The following is a 15,413-nucleotide window of genomic DNA, read 5'->3' on the forward strand; positions in this document are numbered from 1 at the left end:
AACGCGAGGGGTGCCCGGCACGGCGCTCGCAGATCGGGGCGGGGCCTGGGACACTAGGGGCATGAGCTTCACCGCGCGCGACGCCCGCCTCCTCACGCCCGTCGAGGTAGCGACCGCCGGCGCGCTCTCCGGACTCGCCGTCACCTTCGGCCTGATCGCCGCAGTGACCCCCGTCTTTCAGCTCTTGTTCCAGGTCGCTACCGCGGTCCCCCTCGCCATGGTGTCCCTCAAGCTGCGGCCACGTGCCTCAGTGGCCGCATTCGCCTCCACGGTGCTCCTTGCCATCGCCGTCGGAGGATTCGCCACGGCCGGACGGTGCTTTCAGGCCGCGCTCGTCGGCCTCATCATCGGCTTCCTGCACCGGAAACGAGCCTCCTGGCTGAGCGTGGGCGCGGTCGCAGCCGGCCTCGGCCTCGTCTGGGGCATCGGAACAGGCGTGGCCTTCTGGCTCCTGGCCGACCTGCGTGCCCTCGGCCTCGAGAGCATCCAGAAGATGCTCGACGGACTCCTCTGGCTCATCGGCCACATCCCCCACTCCGGTGCAATCGTCGACGCCGGGCACACCCTCGGCCAGTGGATCGTCGACGCCTGGTGGGTGTGGATTCCCATCACCCGCTTCGTCGGCGTTGCCTTCCTGGTGCTCGCAGCCCGATGGCTCCTCGTGGCCATCCTGCGTCGCATCTCCCTCGACACCGGATGGGACCCCCTCGCCAATGCCCCCGCCGCCAACACCGTCGGCGACGACGCCCCCTCCTCCCCCCTTCCCCTCGCCCTGAACGACGTGAGCTTCACCTACCCGGGGGCCCAGCAACACGCCCTGCGCGGCGTTACCATCAGCTTCGAACGTCCCGAATACACGGTCATCGTCGGACACAACGGCTCGGGCAAGTCCACCCTCGCGCTGCTCCTCGCCGGGGCCGAACCGGGCGAGGGGACGCGCACGGGAGGCGGCGGCCTCGGAGCCGTCGGCGGGAGTGCGCTGGTCGGCCAACGCTCCGAGCTCCTCGTCCTGGGACAAAATGTCGCCGAAGACGTCACCTGGGGCATGAGCGACCAGGAGACGCGCGACCTCGACCTCGACGACCTCCTCGAACGGGTCGGGCTGGCCGGCCTGGCCGACGCCGACCCGCGCTCCCTCTCCGGTGGCCAGCTTCAAAGACTCGCACTCGCGGGGGCCCTCGCCCGCTCGCCCCGCCTGCTCATCTCAGACGAATCCACCGCCATGATCGACCGGGCGGGGCGCTCCGAGATGCTCAACCTCCTCTCATCCCTACCCCAGCAGGGAATCGCGGTCGTCCACATCACCCACGACCCCGCCGAGGCCGACCGGGCCGACCGCGTCATCACGATCGAGCGCGGGCGCATCCTCTCCGACGAGCGGCCCGCGTTACTGGGCCCGGCTCCGCGCGACGAGGCGGTGTCGGAGGAAGGCGCACCAGCGCCCCCCACGACCCCCCGACCGCCCCGAGAGACGCCCACCAGCACACCAGCGCTCATCAACGCCGAACACCTCTGGGCCGACCGCGTCGCCCACACCTACGACCTTGGAACCCCCTGGGAGAAACCCGTCCTCCACGACGTCACCCTCATCCTCGACCCCGGCCAGGCCATGCTCATCACCGGCGACAACGGCTCGGGGAAGACCACCCTCTCAAGGATCCTCGCGGGACTTCTTGTGCCCACCTGGGGAAACGTCACGCTCGGCTCCAAGCCCATGGAACGCAGGATCGGTGACGTCGCCCTCTCCATGCAATTCGCCCGCCTCCAGCTCCAGCGCCCCTCCGTGCGCTCCGACATTCTCGCGGCCGCCGGACACGGCCCCCGCGTCGGCGCGCTATCGGCGCGGCGCAAGGACACCCTCGCCCGGCAGGAGGCGGATCGCCTCGTTGCGCAGGCCATGGACCTGGTCGGGCTCGACCCCGCGCTGGCCTCACGAGGCATCGACGACCTCTCCGGAGGGCAAATGCGCCGCGTCGCCCTCGCGGGCCTGCTCGCCGCGCACCCCCGCGTCCTCATCCTCGACGAACCAATGGCCGGACTGGATAGGGAGTCTCGAGACCTGCTCGTCTCCGTCCTGAAGGAACGCAGGCGCGCCGGACTGTCCATCCTCGTCATTTCCCACGACCTCGAGGGCATGGACTCCCTGTGCGACACCCACCGTCACCTCTCCCAGGGGGTGCTCTCATGATCGAACCTCACTCCGCGTGCGGGGCGACCGGACCCGGCGGCGGCGCCACCGAAGGTCGCTTCTCCACCACCCCACCCGGCCCCGGCGAGAACGCCCCCCGCCCCAAGCCCCGCAGGCGCTCCGGCTTCCCCCTGCCCCGCCCCCTCCCGTGGTCGACGCCGCTGTCGCGAGCCTGGCCGGGAACGCTCATCCTTGCCTGGACGGCGCTCACCACGTGCGTCATACTCCTCCCGCGCTGGTCAACGCTCGCGATCGTTGGAGGCCTCCTCGTCGTCGCCTCCGCGATCGTCCGCCTGCCGCGCAGCGTCACCCCCCGCCCGCCCTCGTGGATGATCTCGGGGTTCATCGGCGGCTGCATCGGCGCGTGGCTGGGGGACGGGCTTGAGCTCTTCCTACGTGCCACCACGCTGGCGATCGTCGTCCTGTGGGGCTCGGCTCTCATCGCGTGGGTCACCCCCACGAGTGCGCTCGCGGGAGCCCTGCGCTTCTTCCTGAGGCCGCTTCGCCTCCTCGGAGCGCCGGTGGATCAGTGGGCGCTGGTCATGGCGTGCGCCCTGCGAGGCCTTCCCATGCTGCGCGATCAGGCCCAGGCCGTCATGGACACCGCGAAGCTGCGGCTCGGGCAGGACATGGCAACCATGTCCCTGGGCGGATACGCCCGCCTCAGCGTGGACGTCATCACGGCGATCCTGTCGGCAGCCTCTCGAGGTGCTGCCGAGACCGGTCGCGCCATGTCCATGCGCGGGGCGCTCACCGCGACGGGTTCGAGCGGGCGCGACGGCGCCGGTCGCGTGCGCCTCGGATGGGTCGACGCGGGAGTGAGCGCAGCAACCCTGCTGAGCATCGGTGGGATCCTCGCGTGCAGGTTCTTGCTGTAGGAGTGGGCGTCTCGCTGGCTCGATGCCTCGAACCAACGAATCAACAGGCGATGCGTGTTCTGGGTCACTGATGCTGATTTGACGCGGGGGGTGCGTTGCCCCTATTCTTTCTGGGTACGCGCGAGTGGCGGAATAGGCAGACGCGCACGGTTCAGGTCCGTGTTCCAGTGATGGAGTGGGGGTTCAACTCCCCCCTCGCGCACGATTAACCGCAGGTCCTTCGGGATCTGCGGTTCGTTTTTTCGTTGTGTGTGGTGGTGGCGCGCCCGAGCAGACAAAATGCTCCTCGAAGGGGCAGCAACGGGGTGTTCCGGCCCGGGCGGCGAGGGCGGCGAGGGTGGCTAGGGTGGTCCGGAGCGGCTAGGGTGGTCCGGAGCGGCTAGGGTGGTTCGGAGCGGCCAGGGCGGCGAGGGCGGCGAGGGTGGCTAGGGCGGCGAGGGTGGCTAGGGTGGTCCGGAGCGGCTAGGGTGGTTCGGAGCGGCCAGGGCGGCGAGGGTGGCCCGGAGCGGCTAGGGCAGCCAGGGTGCCGAAGACAAGCGTTGCACCCGTTAGGGGGGGCGCTGCACCCGTTGGGGGATGCTGCACCCGATCAGAAGGGGTGTCATGCATACCGATCGGGTGTAGTGCCGGTGTGAACGAGGCTCACCGCGGTCGCGTGCCGAAAGTCGCGCGCAAAGCGAGGGGCTGCCGCTTAAACGACGACCATCCCGAGCGAAGGTGCTCGACGGTAGTCGGCAACAGTTCGGGACGCGTTGGAGCTATGTCGGCTGGGCAGGCGCTGGAGCTTCCTTCGGTGGTTCTGTTGCTCTTTGGGTAATGGGGGCGCCCGGGGCTTTTTCTACATCTTGGTTGCGACACGCCGACGACACGGTGCCGCGGGTTTCAAGATGTAGAAATTCCCCCCACCATGGCGCCGGTATCCATCTTCGGATGGGCACATCAGCCTGCTGGATCGCCGCCCCGCCCCGCCACAGCGCCCCGCCCGCCGTGCTCCGCCCCGCCGCAACGCCCCGCCGCAACGCCCCGCCACAGCGCCCCGCCCGCCGCAACGCCCCGCCCGCCGCAACGCCCCGCCCTGCCGCAGCGCGACAATGGTCTGCCAGGATGTCGCGTCACAAGAACGGCAACTGACCCCATCAACACGTTGTGGCCTATCGTCCGACCGCTCCGCTTCTATCTCGCATCCCACACCCGATATGGTTGAAGATTCAACTGGATGGTCGTAGGCTGACGCCATGAAGTACTTTGGATTCCTCAGCTTCGGCCACTACTCGAACGGCCCCCGCCATGGCATAACCGCTGCCCAGTCCCTGCACCAGGCGATCGACCTTGCGGTTGCTGCCGACGAGATCGGCGTCAACGGTGCGTTCTTCCGCGTCCATCACTACGCGCCCCAGGCGGCTGCACCCATGCCCCTCCTGTCGGCCATCGCCGCGCGCACCAAGGCCATCGAAGTCGGCACCGGCGTCATCGACATGCGATAGCGCATGTCTGAGTTATGGCGTTGGACGGAACACCTATTGCTCGCGGGCACGCGCAGCCCGCAGTCCGTTGGCGATGACGACGACTTCGGCGACCTCGTGCACGAGGACGACCGCTGCCAGGCCGAGCACGCCGGTGATCGCCAGCGGCAGCAGCACAGTGATGATCGCCAAGGACAGCACGATGTTCTGGTTGATGATCCTGCCGCCGCGGCGGGCGTGGCGCAGAGCCTGCGGGATGAGGCCGAGGTCGTGGCCGGTGAAGGCGACGTCGGCGGACTCGATCGCGGCGTCGGAGCCGGTCGCGCCCATCGCGATGCCCACGGTCGCCCCGGCCAGGGCGGGCGCATCGTTGATGCCGTCGCCGATCATCGCGGTCGGCGACGTCTCCGAGAACCCGGCGACGATGCGAGCCTTGTCCTCGGGACGCAGCTCGGCGTGCACGTCGCCGATCCCGGCCAGCTTCGCCAGCGCAGCAGCGGTGCGGGAGTTGTCGCCGGTGAGCATGCTCACCTCGACGCCCTGGTCGCGCAGGGTCCGCACGACCTCGGGGACCTCGGGGCGCAGCTCGTCGCGGACGCCGATCGCCCCGGCCAGGAAGCCGTCGACGGTGACGAGCACGCAGGTCTGCCCCTCGGCCTCCAGGTCCTCGACCCGGGCCTTGAGCGGACCGGCGTCGATCCAGCGCGGACTGCCCACCGCCACCCTGCGGCCGTCGACCAGGCCACCGATGCCGTGCCCGGCCTCCTCGGCCACGTCCTGCGCGGCGGGGGTTCCCCGGCCCGCGGCGGCGATGGCGGCGGCGAGTGGGTGCGTCGAGTGCTGCTCCACGGCGGCAGCCCAAGCAAGCACCTGCGCATCGTCGAACCCATGGGCGGCGACGATGGCGGTTACCTCGGGCCGGTTGCGGGTCAGAGTGCCGGTCTTGTCCACGGCCAGGTGCCGGATGCCGCCGAGGCGCTCGAAGGCGGCCCCGCTCTTGATGACGACGCCGAACTTGGTCGCCGCGCCGATCGCGGAGACCACGGTGACGGGCACCGCGATCGCCAGCGCGCAGGGGCTGGCCGCGACGAGGACGACCAGGGCGCGGGTGATCCAGGTCTCCGGGTCGCCGAGCAGGGACCCGAGCACGCCGACGAGGACGGCGAGGACCATCACGCCGGGCACCAGCGGGCGGGCGATCCGGTCAGCGATCCGGGCTCGGTCGCCCTTCTCGGCCTGGGCCTGCTCTACCAGCTCCACGATCGTGGTCAGCGAGTTGTCGGTGCCCGCGGCGGTCGCCTCGACCTCCAGCACGCCGGCGCTGTTGATCGCGCCCGCCGACACCGCTTCTCCGGGCGCGACCTCGACCGGGATCGATTCACCGGTGATCGCCGAAGTGTCCAGGCTCGACCGGCCCGAGCGGACCAGCCCATCGGTCGCGACCCGCTCGCCAGGGCGGACCAGCAGCACGTCGCCGACGGCGATCTCCCTGGCCGGGACCGAGGCGGAGGTCCCGTCGCGCAGCACGGTCGCGGTCTCCGGCACGAGCTTCAGCAGCGCGCGCAGCCCGCCGCGGGCGCGGTCCATCGCCTTGTCCTCCAGGGCCTCGGCGATCGAGTAGAGGAACGCCAGCGCGGCCGCCTCCTCGACGTAGCCGAGGATCACCGCGCCCACAGCGCTGATCGTCATCAGCAGCGCGATCCCGAGCTTGCGCTTCACAACGAGATTCCGGATCGCACCGGGCACGAACGTGTACGCGCCCAGCAGCAGGCCCGCCCAGAACGCGACCAGCGCCGCGATGTGCAGCCCCGACCACTCCAGCGCCAGGCCGGTGCCGAACGCGACGCCGGAGAGGATCGGCACGACCAGGCCGGGATCACGCCACCACGGGCGCTCTGCCTCCTCTGCCTCGTCCGCGGGGCTGGTCGTCGGCTCGTCGCAGCCGCAGGCGGCGCTCACGAGGCGTCCCCCGAACTGCTCGCGGCGCAGCAGCCCGGCACCGAGCAGGCCGGGTCGATGCACGGCGCGCTCTCGTCCACGGCGAGGGTCACATCGACCAGTGCCGTCAGCGCCGCGGCCAGGTGCGGGTCGGCGATCTCGTAGCGAGTCTGGCGGCCCTCGGGCTCGGCGACCACGATCCCGCAGTCGCGCAGGCAGGTCAGGTGGTTGGACACGTTCGAGCGGGTCAGCCCCAGCTCGCGCGAGAGCACCGCGGGGTGGCTCGGGCTGTCGAGCAGGGACATCAGGATGCGGGAGCGCGTCGGGTCGGCCATGGCCCGGCCGAGCCGGTTCATGACGTCAAGACGCGAAGCAATGGTCAGCATGCACTGAACTATACAGCAGCCGCTGACCTAATGTCCAGTTGTCGCGGCTGCCGCACGCGCTGCGCGCGCTTGCCCTCGTGAGGCGTGATCACCTCTTGCGCCAGCGGGGCCACTTCGGCATCCCGCGGCCCTTCCAGGTCTCCACGAGACCCGCAACCCAGCGGACGGACGCGAAGAGCCCGTAGCCGGCCCCGGCGAGGCCAGCGCCGACCACGAGCCACCGGCCGATGCCGAGCCACACGCTCCCGTCCACGTCCAGCGCCCACTGAACACCCGTGATGAGCCCGGCGATGCCCATCCAGAGACCGGCGACGACCACGGCCACCGGCAGGAGAACGAGGCACATCGCGGCGGCGGCGGACCAGAGCTGTCGCGCCTCCAGCTTCGCCGTCGCGGCGATGATCCGCTCCGCCCGCGCGTTCGAGGCGTCGAGGCTCGCGGTCATCGTGGCCGAAGCCTCCCCGGCGACCTGCTCGACAGCCTTCTCGACCCGTTCCTCGGTGCGCTTCTCGATCCGCTGGACCGCGCCGCCGACCTGGCTCACGAGCTTCTGGTTCGCTGTGACCTGCGCCTTCAGACCCTCAATCGCCGAGGCCGTAGCCGCGCGATTCTTCTGCGCCTCCGCGACCAAGCCCCGCGACGCGGCGTTCAAGCTCTCGCCGTTGAGACTCTGCGCGAACTCGCCGAGCGTGCTCGCGATCTCGTTCTGCCTGCTCTCGATACTCGCGATCCTCGCGGACACGTCGCTGGAGGGCGAGGAGGTCGACGCCGGGGCCGTGATCCGCTCCAGCCGCCTCGTCGTCTCCTCGTCCATGACCTTCACGAACCCCGCGAGCTTCTTCTGCTGTTCGGTCAGCGTGGCAATCCTCGTGTTCTGCGCCTCGACGGCGGCGAGGATCGAGGTCAACAGCTCCATCGTCTCCGGACTGCCGAGCTGCTGCTGCGACTGCTCGGGCTCGTTCTGCTGCTTCAGCCTGTCGAGCGCTGCGCTCATGTTCCTTCTCCTTCTGCTGCTGGTGGTAGTCGAAGAACGCCTGCGCGCCCTCCGGGGTGAAGTCCGCCGAGAGGGCGCTCGCGCGCTTGCGGCGCTCGGCGCGGCCGGACTCGCCGCGGCGATCCTCGATGTAGAGCGTCCAGGTCTCTTGCCCGGCGCGCTTGCCCTTCTTGCTGACGGGGCTGTGCAACCGCATCCGCGGCACCCGCTCCCCGTCATCGCCGAGCCGCTGGTTCTGCTCCTCGATCACCGAGACCAGACCGGCCTTGTCCACCGCCCGGGGATCGGCCAGCGCCGCGCTCATCCGGTCGCCCATCTCGCGGTCGAGCGATCCCTCGGCGAAGTCCTCGCGGCGCAGCTCCCAGTCCTTCGGTGCGTGCTCCAGCCGCTTCACGACCGAGAGCCCGTATTCTCGCATCAGCTGGTCGTTCGCCGACTGGACGCCCCGCTGATTCCCGGCTTTGCGGTCGTGGAACGTGCGATAGTCCGAGAGCGCCTTCCCCGTCCGGTTGTTGTGGTTGATGACCAAGATGTGGTTGTGCGGCTTCTTGCCCCGCCCATCCACATGACTGACTACGAGGCAGTCGGAATCCGGGTGCATCTTCTTCGCGAGCTGATAACCGAGATCGTTCACCCGCTGCACGTCCTCCGGACTCTTCGGGTCGAACTCCTCGTCGCTGAACGACTGGCGGTAATGCACCGCCTCGACCTCGCGCGTCGTGTTCTGCGTGAGCGACCGAGCGCGCGCCGAGAACGCGCCGGGGCCTCCCGGCACATCGCACGTGATCGCGATGCCCCGCTCGTCCTCCTTGCCACGGATATAGCGCTCCGTGTCGGCGGCGCTGGCGCTCGGGCTGTAGTGCGTGGTGCTCATGAGGCCGCCCGATCCCCGAGCAGGGCGCGGACCTCGCGCAGCAACTCGATCAGCTCGGGCACCTCCGCCGACAGCGCCACTGACTCACCAGCCCGCGCCCGGCGGTCGAGGTCGTTGACGTTGATCGCCAGCGGGCGAATCTGCGCGGCCAGCTCGCGAGCATCCGCCGACGCCTGCACCCGCGCCTCGACCCCGAGCAGGTGCGCGGCCACGGCGGCGTCCAACTCCTCGCTCCGAGAGGCGTGGAGGGCATCCCGGACGACGGTCCGCACCCACGTGCTCGGAGCCAGCCCGAGCCGCTTCGCACGAGTGCGAAGCGCCGCAAGCGTCTCCTCTCCGAAGTCGGTATCGAGCTTCGCGCGGCCCCCACGACGACGCTTCGCGCCGCCGTGACTCTGACGCACAGCCTCCGCATCAGCCCGACCGGTGTTCACCTGGGAGTCGGTCTGCTGCTCCACCTGTACGCCAGAGTGGCAAGCAGTAGCCGTGTCGGACATTTCGCTGGCGCTCATGTCCTCCCCGGCTGCTTGCGAGGGGCCTCCGGCCCCCTCGACCCCCTGGAAGAGCGCATCGCGTTCGGTGCTCATGCGGCACCTCCGATCAGCGCCAGCGGCACGTCAGGGCTCCGCACCGCGAGCCCGCCCAGCAGCTCAGCAACCGCGCCCTCAGCGTCATGTTCCGCCGAGGTCTCCGGACCGTAGGTCAGTTCCCGCGACCCGACGTTCTGGTGATACGCGTTGCCGTACATGCCGGGCGTGTGTGCGGCGGTCGGGATGCTGCACTGGTGCCACTCGTAGGGCTCGATCTTCCCAATGTGCTGCACGAGGTAACGATTGATGTCGTCGGCACGATAGACCTTCACGACCGAGGCCAAGCGGCGGATGAACTGGTCCAACGCCTCGTCCACGTTGCCCTTCTGGCGGGCGTAGTAGAAGAACTCGACAGGCTCGATCGTCGCCGTGATGACGATAAGGCGCGGGGCCACCTCGCCCTTGTTCTTGTACCGAGCCTTCGCAGGCGAGGCGTTGTACGGATCAAGCAGCAGCAGCCAGTCGTTCGCATCCATCGCCGAGGCCCGCAGATCATCCAGCAGCAGCACCTCCTCGCCTCGCCAGTCATCAAGCGGGTTCCCCGTCGCGGCCCGGTAGACCTGCCACCGCTCGCCGTGCGCGTTCACCGCGTTGATCGCCTCGGTGATGAAGTCCGTGGCGAACCGGGTCTTGCCGATCCCGGCATCCCCATGGACGAACACCACGTGCGTCGAGAACTCACCGGCGCGGAGCTTCGCCGCCGCCCGGTATGCGCGGCGCTGGCCGTAGGCCGACAGCGTGTCGTCGATCTCCCGCTGATGCCGCGAGTAGATGTCGAACAGCTCGTCCGTGAGCATGATCTGATCCCGCGTGAACTCGCCCTGGAGCACGCGCTCGCGCATGTCCTCGAAGTTCTCGGCGACGACCTTCTTCTTCACGTGCGCGCGCCCCTTGAGCCAGGTCTCCCGACGCTGGGCGTCGATCCCGAGGTAGTCAGGCCCACGCACCGTAGCGACCTCCGAAGGCGCGTATTGGTGCTTGTCCGCGTACTTCACGTGCGTCAGATACGACAGCATGTTGTCGTAGGCGTACCGCCCGCGGCCCGGCTTCTCGACGTACTGGGGCTCGACGCCGATGCCGAACGCGAGCCGATCCAGCGGTGCGCTCTTCGCACGGCTGGCGAACTTGATGACCGCGTGCAGGTGATCGGGCTTCGGCTCGATCACCAGAGCCTTCTCCGTGTCGCTCCAGACCTCGCGCTCGTCTTTGTCATGCACGATGCCGTAGGCCTCGACGACCTCGCAGCCGGTGGCCTCGAGCCGCTGCACCACGTAGGCGAGGATCGCCTCGGCTCCCTGCTGGAGCAGCGCGGCCCCGTTCGGGTCCTCGGCAGCCCAGGTCCAGTACGACGGATCGAGGTACTGCGTGAGCCCGATGCTCGTCGGGTTGTTCTCCTGCTTAGCCACGGCGACCACCCCCGCCGCGGACAGCGCGGAGGGCCTCAGAGAGAGTGCGGCGCCTAAATGACCCCCTATTGACCCCGAAATGAGACCCAAAATGATCCCACGAGGCCACGCGACGGAGCGCGGGCGGAACCGACCGCTGACCAGGCACGTTGTTGCAGGACGCGGCAATCGACAAGCCCTTGCCGCGCCCGTAGGAACGAATGAGGCTCCCGAAACTCTTAGAGTGCGAAGCACGGCTGCGGACCGTCATCACGACGACGGGCAGCCCGCCTTCGGCGGGTGCCAGGCCAGGCCCTCCGGGCGGGGTCAGGTCGGCGGGAGCGGTGCTGAGGTTGCGTGCGTCGGCGCGCATCAGCGACCACCGCCCATCACGGCGGCGACCGCGGCGCGCTGTCGCGGGGTCAGGGGCGTGCGAGCCAGGCGTTCACCGGCCAGACGACCAGCAGCACGAGCGGCGGCGATGACGGGATCGAGGCCGTCTGCCTGCGGAGAAGGAGTGGAGCCCTGATCGAGGCCAGGGCGGTCGAGCGCGGATGCGCGGGGAACGTCGATAACGACAGACATCGGAAGTCCTCAGACATGAGTATCTTCCGGTTCCCCGCCACGGTAATTGGGCTGTTTGACCGGCTACTCATCCGGGAGCAGAACCCCGCGCTTCTAAGTCGCGGCCCCGGTGGGATCTTCTTGTCTGCAACCAGTCTCCCACGAGTCGACTCACCATTGCAATGACGAGTCGACTCATGACTCAGTCGCGACGCGGCTCTATCCGAATCAGGTCGGGGTCGAATTTCACGTGACCGGGCGTGATGGGCTCGATGGTCACCGTCACCAGCTCGTCCACGAGCATCCGGCGGCGGTCCACGTCCAACACCTTCCACTTCGCCTCGACCACCTCGCGGCGCTCCGCGGTGCCGACCGGCTCCTCGACGTCCGCGAGCAGCTTCGCCGCCGCCGACACCGAACGGTCGAGCAGCTCCGCGTCGATCTCGTCGATGCGGGCCTTCACGTCGTTGATCGCTGCCGTTATCTCCAGGACCGGCTGATGGATGTCGCGCAGCAGCGGGCTCAGCTCCTTCACCCGATCGACCAGGGCGTTCCGCTCCGTCAGCAGCTCCTCGCGATCCGGCCCATCGTCCTCCTGTGGCATCACGAGGTCGTGCACGTCCACCGAGGACAGACGCGTGAGCACCGCCTCGGTGACCATCGCATCGACGGGCTCGCGCTGGCGGGTGAGATGGAACTGCTCGCCGCAGCGGTACGTCGGCTGCTTGCGGCTGTTCGTCCCTGAGACGAGCGTCGCGCCGCACTTCCCGCACAGCCCGATCGTGGACAGGAGATACTTCGGCTGGTTCCCCTGCCTCGCCGACCTCCGCACGTTGTCCTCCAGCTTCGCCACCGCGGCCCGCCACGTCTGCTCGCCGACGATGGGCGGGAACGCCTCGCCCTGAACCGGGTACAGCTCGCCCGACGCGTAGTGCTTGATGTAGCCACAGTAAAGCGGGTTCGCGAGCAGGTAGCGCACAGCATCGACGGAGAACTCCGACCCACGCGCGGTGAAGTGACCGGCGCTGTTCAGGTCCGTGTTCCAGTGATGGAGTGGGGGTTCAACTCCCCCCTCGCGCACGATGAGATCACAGATCCTTCGGGGTCTGCGATTTTTGTTTTTCGCCGTGTGTGGTGGTGGCGCGCTCGGGCAGGCGACGTGCTCCCCGAAGGGGTAGTGGTGGGGTGCCTTGGCTGGCACGGCTAGTGTTTTGGAGGTGGGCGCTGCACCCTTTAGGGGGCGCTGCACCCGATCAGAAGGGGTGTTATGCATACTGATCGGGTGTAGTGCCCGTGTGAACAAGGGTAATCACGGGCCTGTGTGCCGTTTGACGCGCGTAAAGCGAGGGGGCGGCGCCCAGGTGCCCCGCTCCTATCTCGCATCCCACACCCGATATGGTTGAAGATTCAACTGGATGGTCGTAGGCTGACGCCATGAAGTACTTTGGATTCCTCAGCTTCGGCCACTACTCGAACGGCCCTCGACACGGCATAACCGCTGCCCAGTCCCTGCACCAGGCGATCGACCTTGCGGTTGCTGCCGACGAGATCGGCGTCAACGGTGCGTTCTTCCGCGTCCATCACTACGCGCCCCAGGCGGCTGCACCCATGCCCCTCCTGTCGGCCATCGCCGCGCGCACCAAGGCCATCGAAGTCGGCACCGGCGTCATCGACATGCGATACGAGAACCCCCTCTACCTGGCGGAGGAGGCGGCCGCCCTTGACCTCATCGCCGATGGGCGCACCGCGCTGGGCGTGTCCCGCGGCGCACCCGAAATCGCCCAGAGGGGCTGGGAGGCCTTCGGCTACCGCTCCGAGGATCCTCGCGGATCGGATCTCGCTCGCGCTCACTACGAACGCTTCCTCGACGCCGTCGCCGCCGTTCCCATGGCCGAGGCCGCGCCCCTGCACGAGCAGTACCCGACGCAGCTCACCCCGGGAACGCCGCTGCCCATCCTTCCGTACTCTGAGGGGCTGCGACGCCGGATCTGGTACGGGGCAGGATCCAACGCCTCGGCGGTCCAGGCGGCACGCGACGGCGTCAACCTCATGAGCTCGACCCTGGTCTTCGAGCACGGGGACAAGCCTTTCGGTGACATCCAGGCCGAGCAGCTGCGCGCCTACCGCCGGGCGTGGGCCGAGGCCGGCCACGACTGGACGCCCCGAGTGTCGGTCTCGCGCTCGATCTTCCCCCTGCTCTCCCGGCGCGACGCGGGCCTGTACGGCCTGAGCGCATCCGGAGATCAGGTCGGCCACCTCGACTCGGGCATCGCGACTTTCGGGCGCACGTACGCGGCCGACCCCGACACCCTCATCACGCAGCTGAGTCAGGACCGGGCGCTCGCGGAAGCCGACACCCTGCTGCTGACCATCCCCAACCAGCTCGGGTTCGACGAAAATTGGTCGATCATCCGTAACTTCGCGGAGCATGTGGCGCCCGCCCTCGGGTGGGAGTCGGCCCGCCCCGGACAGGTCGCCTCGGGTTACCCGATCGGCGACGCCGCGCGCGAGGCCGAGGCCGACTGAGCGAGTGATCGTCACTCCGGGGCGGGCACGCCGAGCCACCCGCCCCGGCTTCACATTTTGTGTGCGCTGGCATACACTGGTTGGACATTATCCAAGCAAGACGATGAGGTCTTCCCATAATGGCTCGACGCTCCAGGGGCGCGGTGTCAATCAATCCGCGTTCCGCCCAGAACATGTCCACGCGACCTGCAGGCTTCTCCAAGAAGAAAGCGGTGTTCAACCCGGTCAAGGCACTGGGTGTCCTGGGCGCACTGGCCTCCATCACCACCTGCCTCGTCATCCAGCTCCCCGGCCTGGACGCGGCGGGCACGCGGATGTTCGGGATCTTCCTAGCCGCCATCCTCCTGTGGGTGACCGAGGCCGTGCCCCTGGCGGGCACGGCGGTACTCGTCATCTTCCTGGAGGTCCTGCTCATCTCCGACCATGCGCTCCTCAGCGTCGGCGAGGGTGCCCCCGCCTACACGAAGTTCTTCGGCGCGCTCGCAAACCCCGTGATCATCCTGTTCCTTGGCGGCTTTATGGTGGCCGACGGAGCGGCGAAGTACAAGCTTGACCGGGCGCTGTCCGCGGTCCTCCTGCGGCCTTTCATCGGCAAACCTCGCCTGACGGTCCTGGGCGTCATGCTGATCACCGCCATCATGAGCATGTTCATGTCTAACACTGCGACGACCGCGACCATGTTTGCCGTCATGATGCCCGTCATCATGGCCCTGCCCGAGGGCAAGGCGCGCACGGGCATCGCCCTGTCCATCCCGGTGGCCGCGAACGTGGGGGGCATGGGAACCCCGGTGGGTACGCCTCCCAACGCCATCGCGCTGGGGGCGTTGGAGAACGCGGGGGTGAGCGTGACCTTCCTGCAGTGGATGCTCGCGGCAGTCCCCCTCATGCTGGTGCTCCTGGCCCTGTCGTGGGCGTTCATCGCGTGGCGCTACATCCCCGCCGACGCGAGCTTTGACATCGACACCTCGGCTCGCTTCGAGAAGTCACGCAACGCGATCATCTTCTACGCGGTCGCGGGTGCGACGATCCTGCTGTGGATGACCGAGTCGCTCCACCACATCTCCTCCAACGTCGTCGGCTTCCTGCCGGTCGTGGTCCTCTTGATGACGAAGGTCATGAGCGGCGATGACCTGCGTGCCCTGGACTGGCCCGTCCTGTGGCTCGTCGCCGGTGGCATCGCCCTCGGATCCGGGGTGGCCGCGACCGGCCTCGACAAGTGGATGCTCGGCTCCATCCAGTGGGCGTCGATCCCGGGAGCCCTGCTGATCCTCGTGCTCGCGCTCGTCGGGTGGGTGACCTCGAACGTCATCTCGCACTCGGCCTCGGCGAACCTCCTCATCCCCATGGGCATGGGCCTGGCGACGAGCGTGTCGACCAGCGCAGCCGAAATCGCCATCGTCATCGCGCTGGGCTGCTCCCTGGGCATGTGCCTGCCCATCTCGACCCCGCCGAACGCGATCGCCTACTCGACCGGAACCACGCCGACGCGAGAGATGGTGGTCGTCGGCGTCGTGGTGGGCCTCGTGGGCATCATCCTCCTGGCGTTCGTCGCGCCGCTCACGTGGGGTGCGATCGGGGTGATGTGACGTGCCAGGTGACGAGGCGGTGGTCCGCTCGGACGCTGCGG

At 68.7% G+C, this 15,413-nt stretch carries 12 protein-coding genes, 1 tRNA gene and 1 pseudogene; 6 read left to right on the forward strand and 8 right to left on the reverse strand.

All coding sequences use genetic code 11. From position 1 onward, the window contains the following. Positions 1-61 precede the first annotated feature (61 nt). The 4 genes and pseudogenes from NQK35_RS08650 to NQK35_RS08665 all read left to right on the forward strand — a co-directional run. Positions 62-2,188, forward strand: coding sequence for an ABC transporter ATP-binding protein (locus NQK35_RS08650; RefSeq protein WP_257113902.1), 2,127 nt, complete (start codon positions 62-64; stop codon positions 2,186-2,188). Continuing rightward, complete coding sequence (locus NQK35_RS08655; RefSeq protein ID WP_257113903.1) at positions 2,185-3,066, forward strand: energy-coupling factor transporter transmembrane component T family protein; 882 nt, start codon at positions 2,185-2,187, stop codon at positions 3,064-3,066. Before NQK35_RS08650 ends, NQK35_RS08655 begins: the two co-directional genes overlap by 4 nt. 118 nt (positions 3,067-3,184) lie before the next feature. After that, positions 3,185-3,268 (forward strand) — tRNA-Leu (locus NQK35_RS08660). 1,033 nt (positions 3,269-4,301) lie between these two features. Beyond that, positions 4,302-4,547: pseudogene (locus NQK35_RS08665) on the forward strand (LLM class flavin-dependent oxidoreductase); the annotation flags it as partial. A 36-nt stretch (positions 4,548-4,583) separates the two neighbouring features. Here NQK35_RS08665 and NQK35_RS08670 read toward each other — a convergent pair. From NQK35_RS08670 to NQK35_RS08705, 8 genes are all read right to left on the reverse strand, one after another. Beyond that, positions 4,584-6,488, reverse strand: coding sequence for a heavy metal translocating P-type ATPase (locus NQK35_RS08670; RefSeq protein ID WP_257114793.1), 1,905 nt, complete (start codon positions 6,486-6,488; stop codon positions 4,584-4,586). Next, entirely contained in the window at positions 6,485-6,853 is a 369-nt protein-coding gene (gene cmtR, locus NQK35_RS08675) for a Cd(II)/Pb(II)-sensing metalloregulatory transcriptional regulator CmtR (protein ID WP_003780589.1), read from the reverse strand. The genes NQK35_RS08670 and cmtR overlap by 4 nt, the downstream gene beginning before the upstream one ends. A gap of 88 nt (positions 6,854-6,941) precedes the next feature. Beyond that, positions 6,942-7,397, reverse strand: coding sequence for a hypothetical protein (locus tag NQK35_RS08680; protein ID WP_017195603.1), 456 nt, complete (start codon positions 7,395-7,397; stop codon positions 6,942-6,944). Between the two features lie 37 nt (positions 7,398-7,434). Further along, positions 7,435-8,721 carry a relaxase/mobilization nuclease domain-containing protein gene (locus NQK35_RS08685; RefSeq protein ID WP_257113904.1) on the reverse strand — a complete coding sequence of 429 codons (1,287 nt, stop codon included), beginning with the start codon at positions 8,719-8,721 and terminating at the stop codon, positions 7,435-7,437. Beyond that, the gene (locus NQK35_RS08690) at positions 8,718-9,308 is read right to left on the reverse strand and encodes a hypothetical protein (protein WP_009212769.1); all 591 of its coding nucleotides are present in this window, start codon (positions 9,306-9,308) and stop codon (positions 8,718-8,720) included. Before NQK35_RS08690 ends, NQK35_RS08685 begins: the two co-directional genes overlap by 4 nt. Next, complete coding sequence (locus NQK35_RS08695; RefSeq protein ID WP_257113905.1) at positions 9,305-10,717, reverse strand: Rep family protein; 1,413 nt, start codon at positions 10,715-10,717, stop codon at positions 9,305-9,307. Before NQK35_RS08695 ends, NQK35_RS08690 begins: the two co-directional genes overlap by 4 nt. Positions 10,718-11,068: 351 nt before the next feature. Next, on the reverse strand, positions 11,069-11,281 hold the full coding sequence (locus NQK35_RS08700) for a hypothetical protein (protein ID WP_048741211.1): 213 nt from the start codon (positions 11,279-11,281) through the stop codon (positions 11,069-11,071). Positions 11,282-11,462: 181 nt separating this feature from the next. Continuing rightward, positions 11,463-12,341, reverse strand: coding sequence for a recombinase family protein (locus NQK35_RS08705; protein ID WP_257113906.1), 879 nt, complete (start codon positions 12,339-12,341; stop codon positions 11,463-11,465). Between the two features lie 353 nt (positions 12,342-12,694). Between NQK35_RS08705 and NQK35_RS08710 the strand changes: the two genes are divergently transcribed. Continuing rightward, entirely contained in the window at positions 12,695-13,786 is a 1,092-nt protein-coding gene (locus NQK35_RS08710) for an LLM class flavin-dependent oxidoreductase (protein ID WP_257113907.1), read from the forward strand. 173 nt (positions 13,787-13,959) lie between these two features. Further along, positions 13,960-15,372 (forward strand): SLC13 family permease, encoded by a 1,413-nt coding sequence (locus tag NQK35_RS08715; protein ID WP_009212765.1) that lies wholly within the window; start codon positions 13,960-13,962, stop codon positions 15,370-15,372. Positions 15,373-15,413 lie beyond the last annotated feature (41 nt).

It is taken from the genome of Schaalia odontolytica, assembly GCF_024584435.1.
Classification (GTDB): domain Bacteria; phylum Actinomycetota; class Actinomycetes; order Actinomycetales; family Actinomycetaceae; genus Pauljensenia.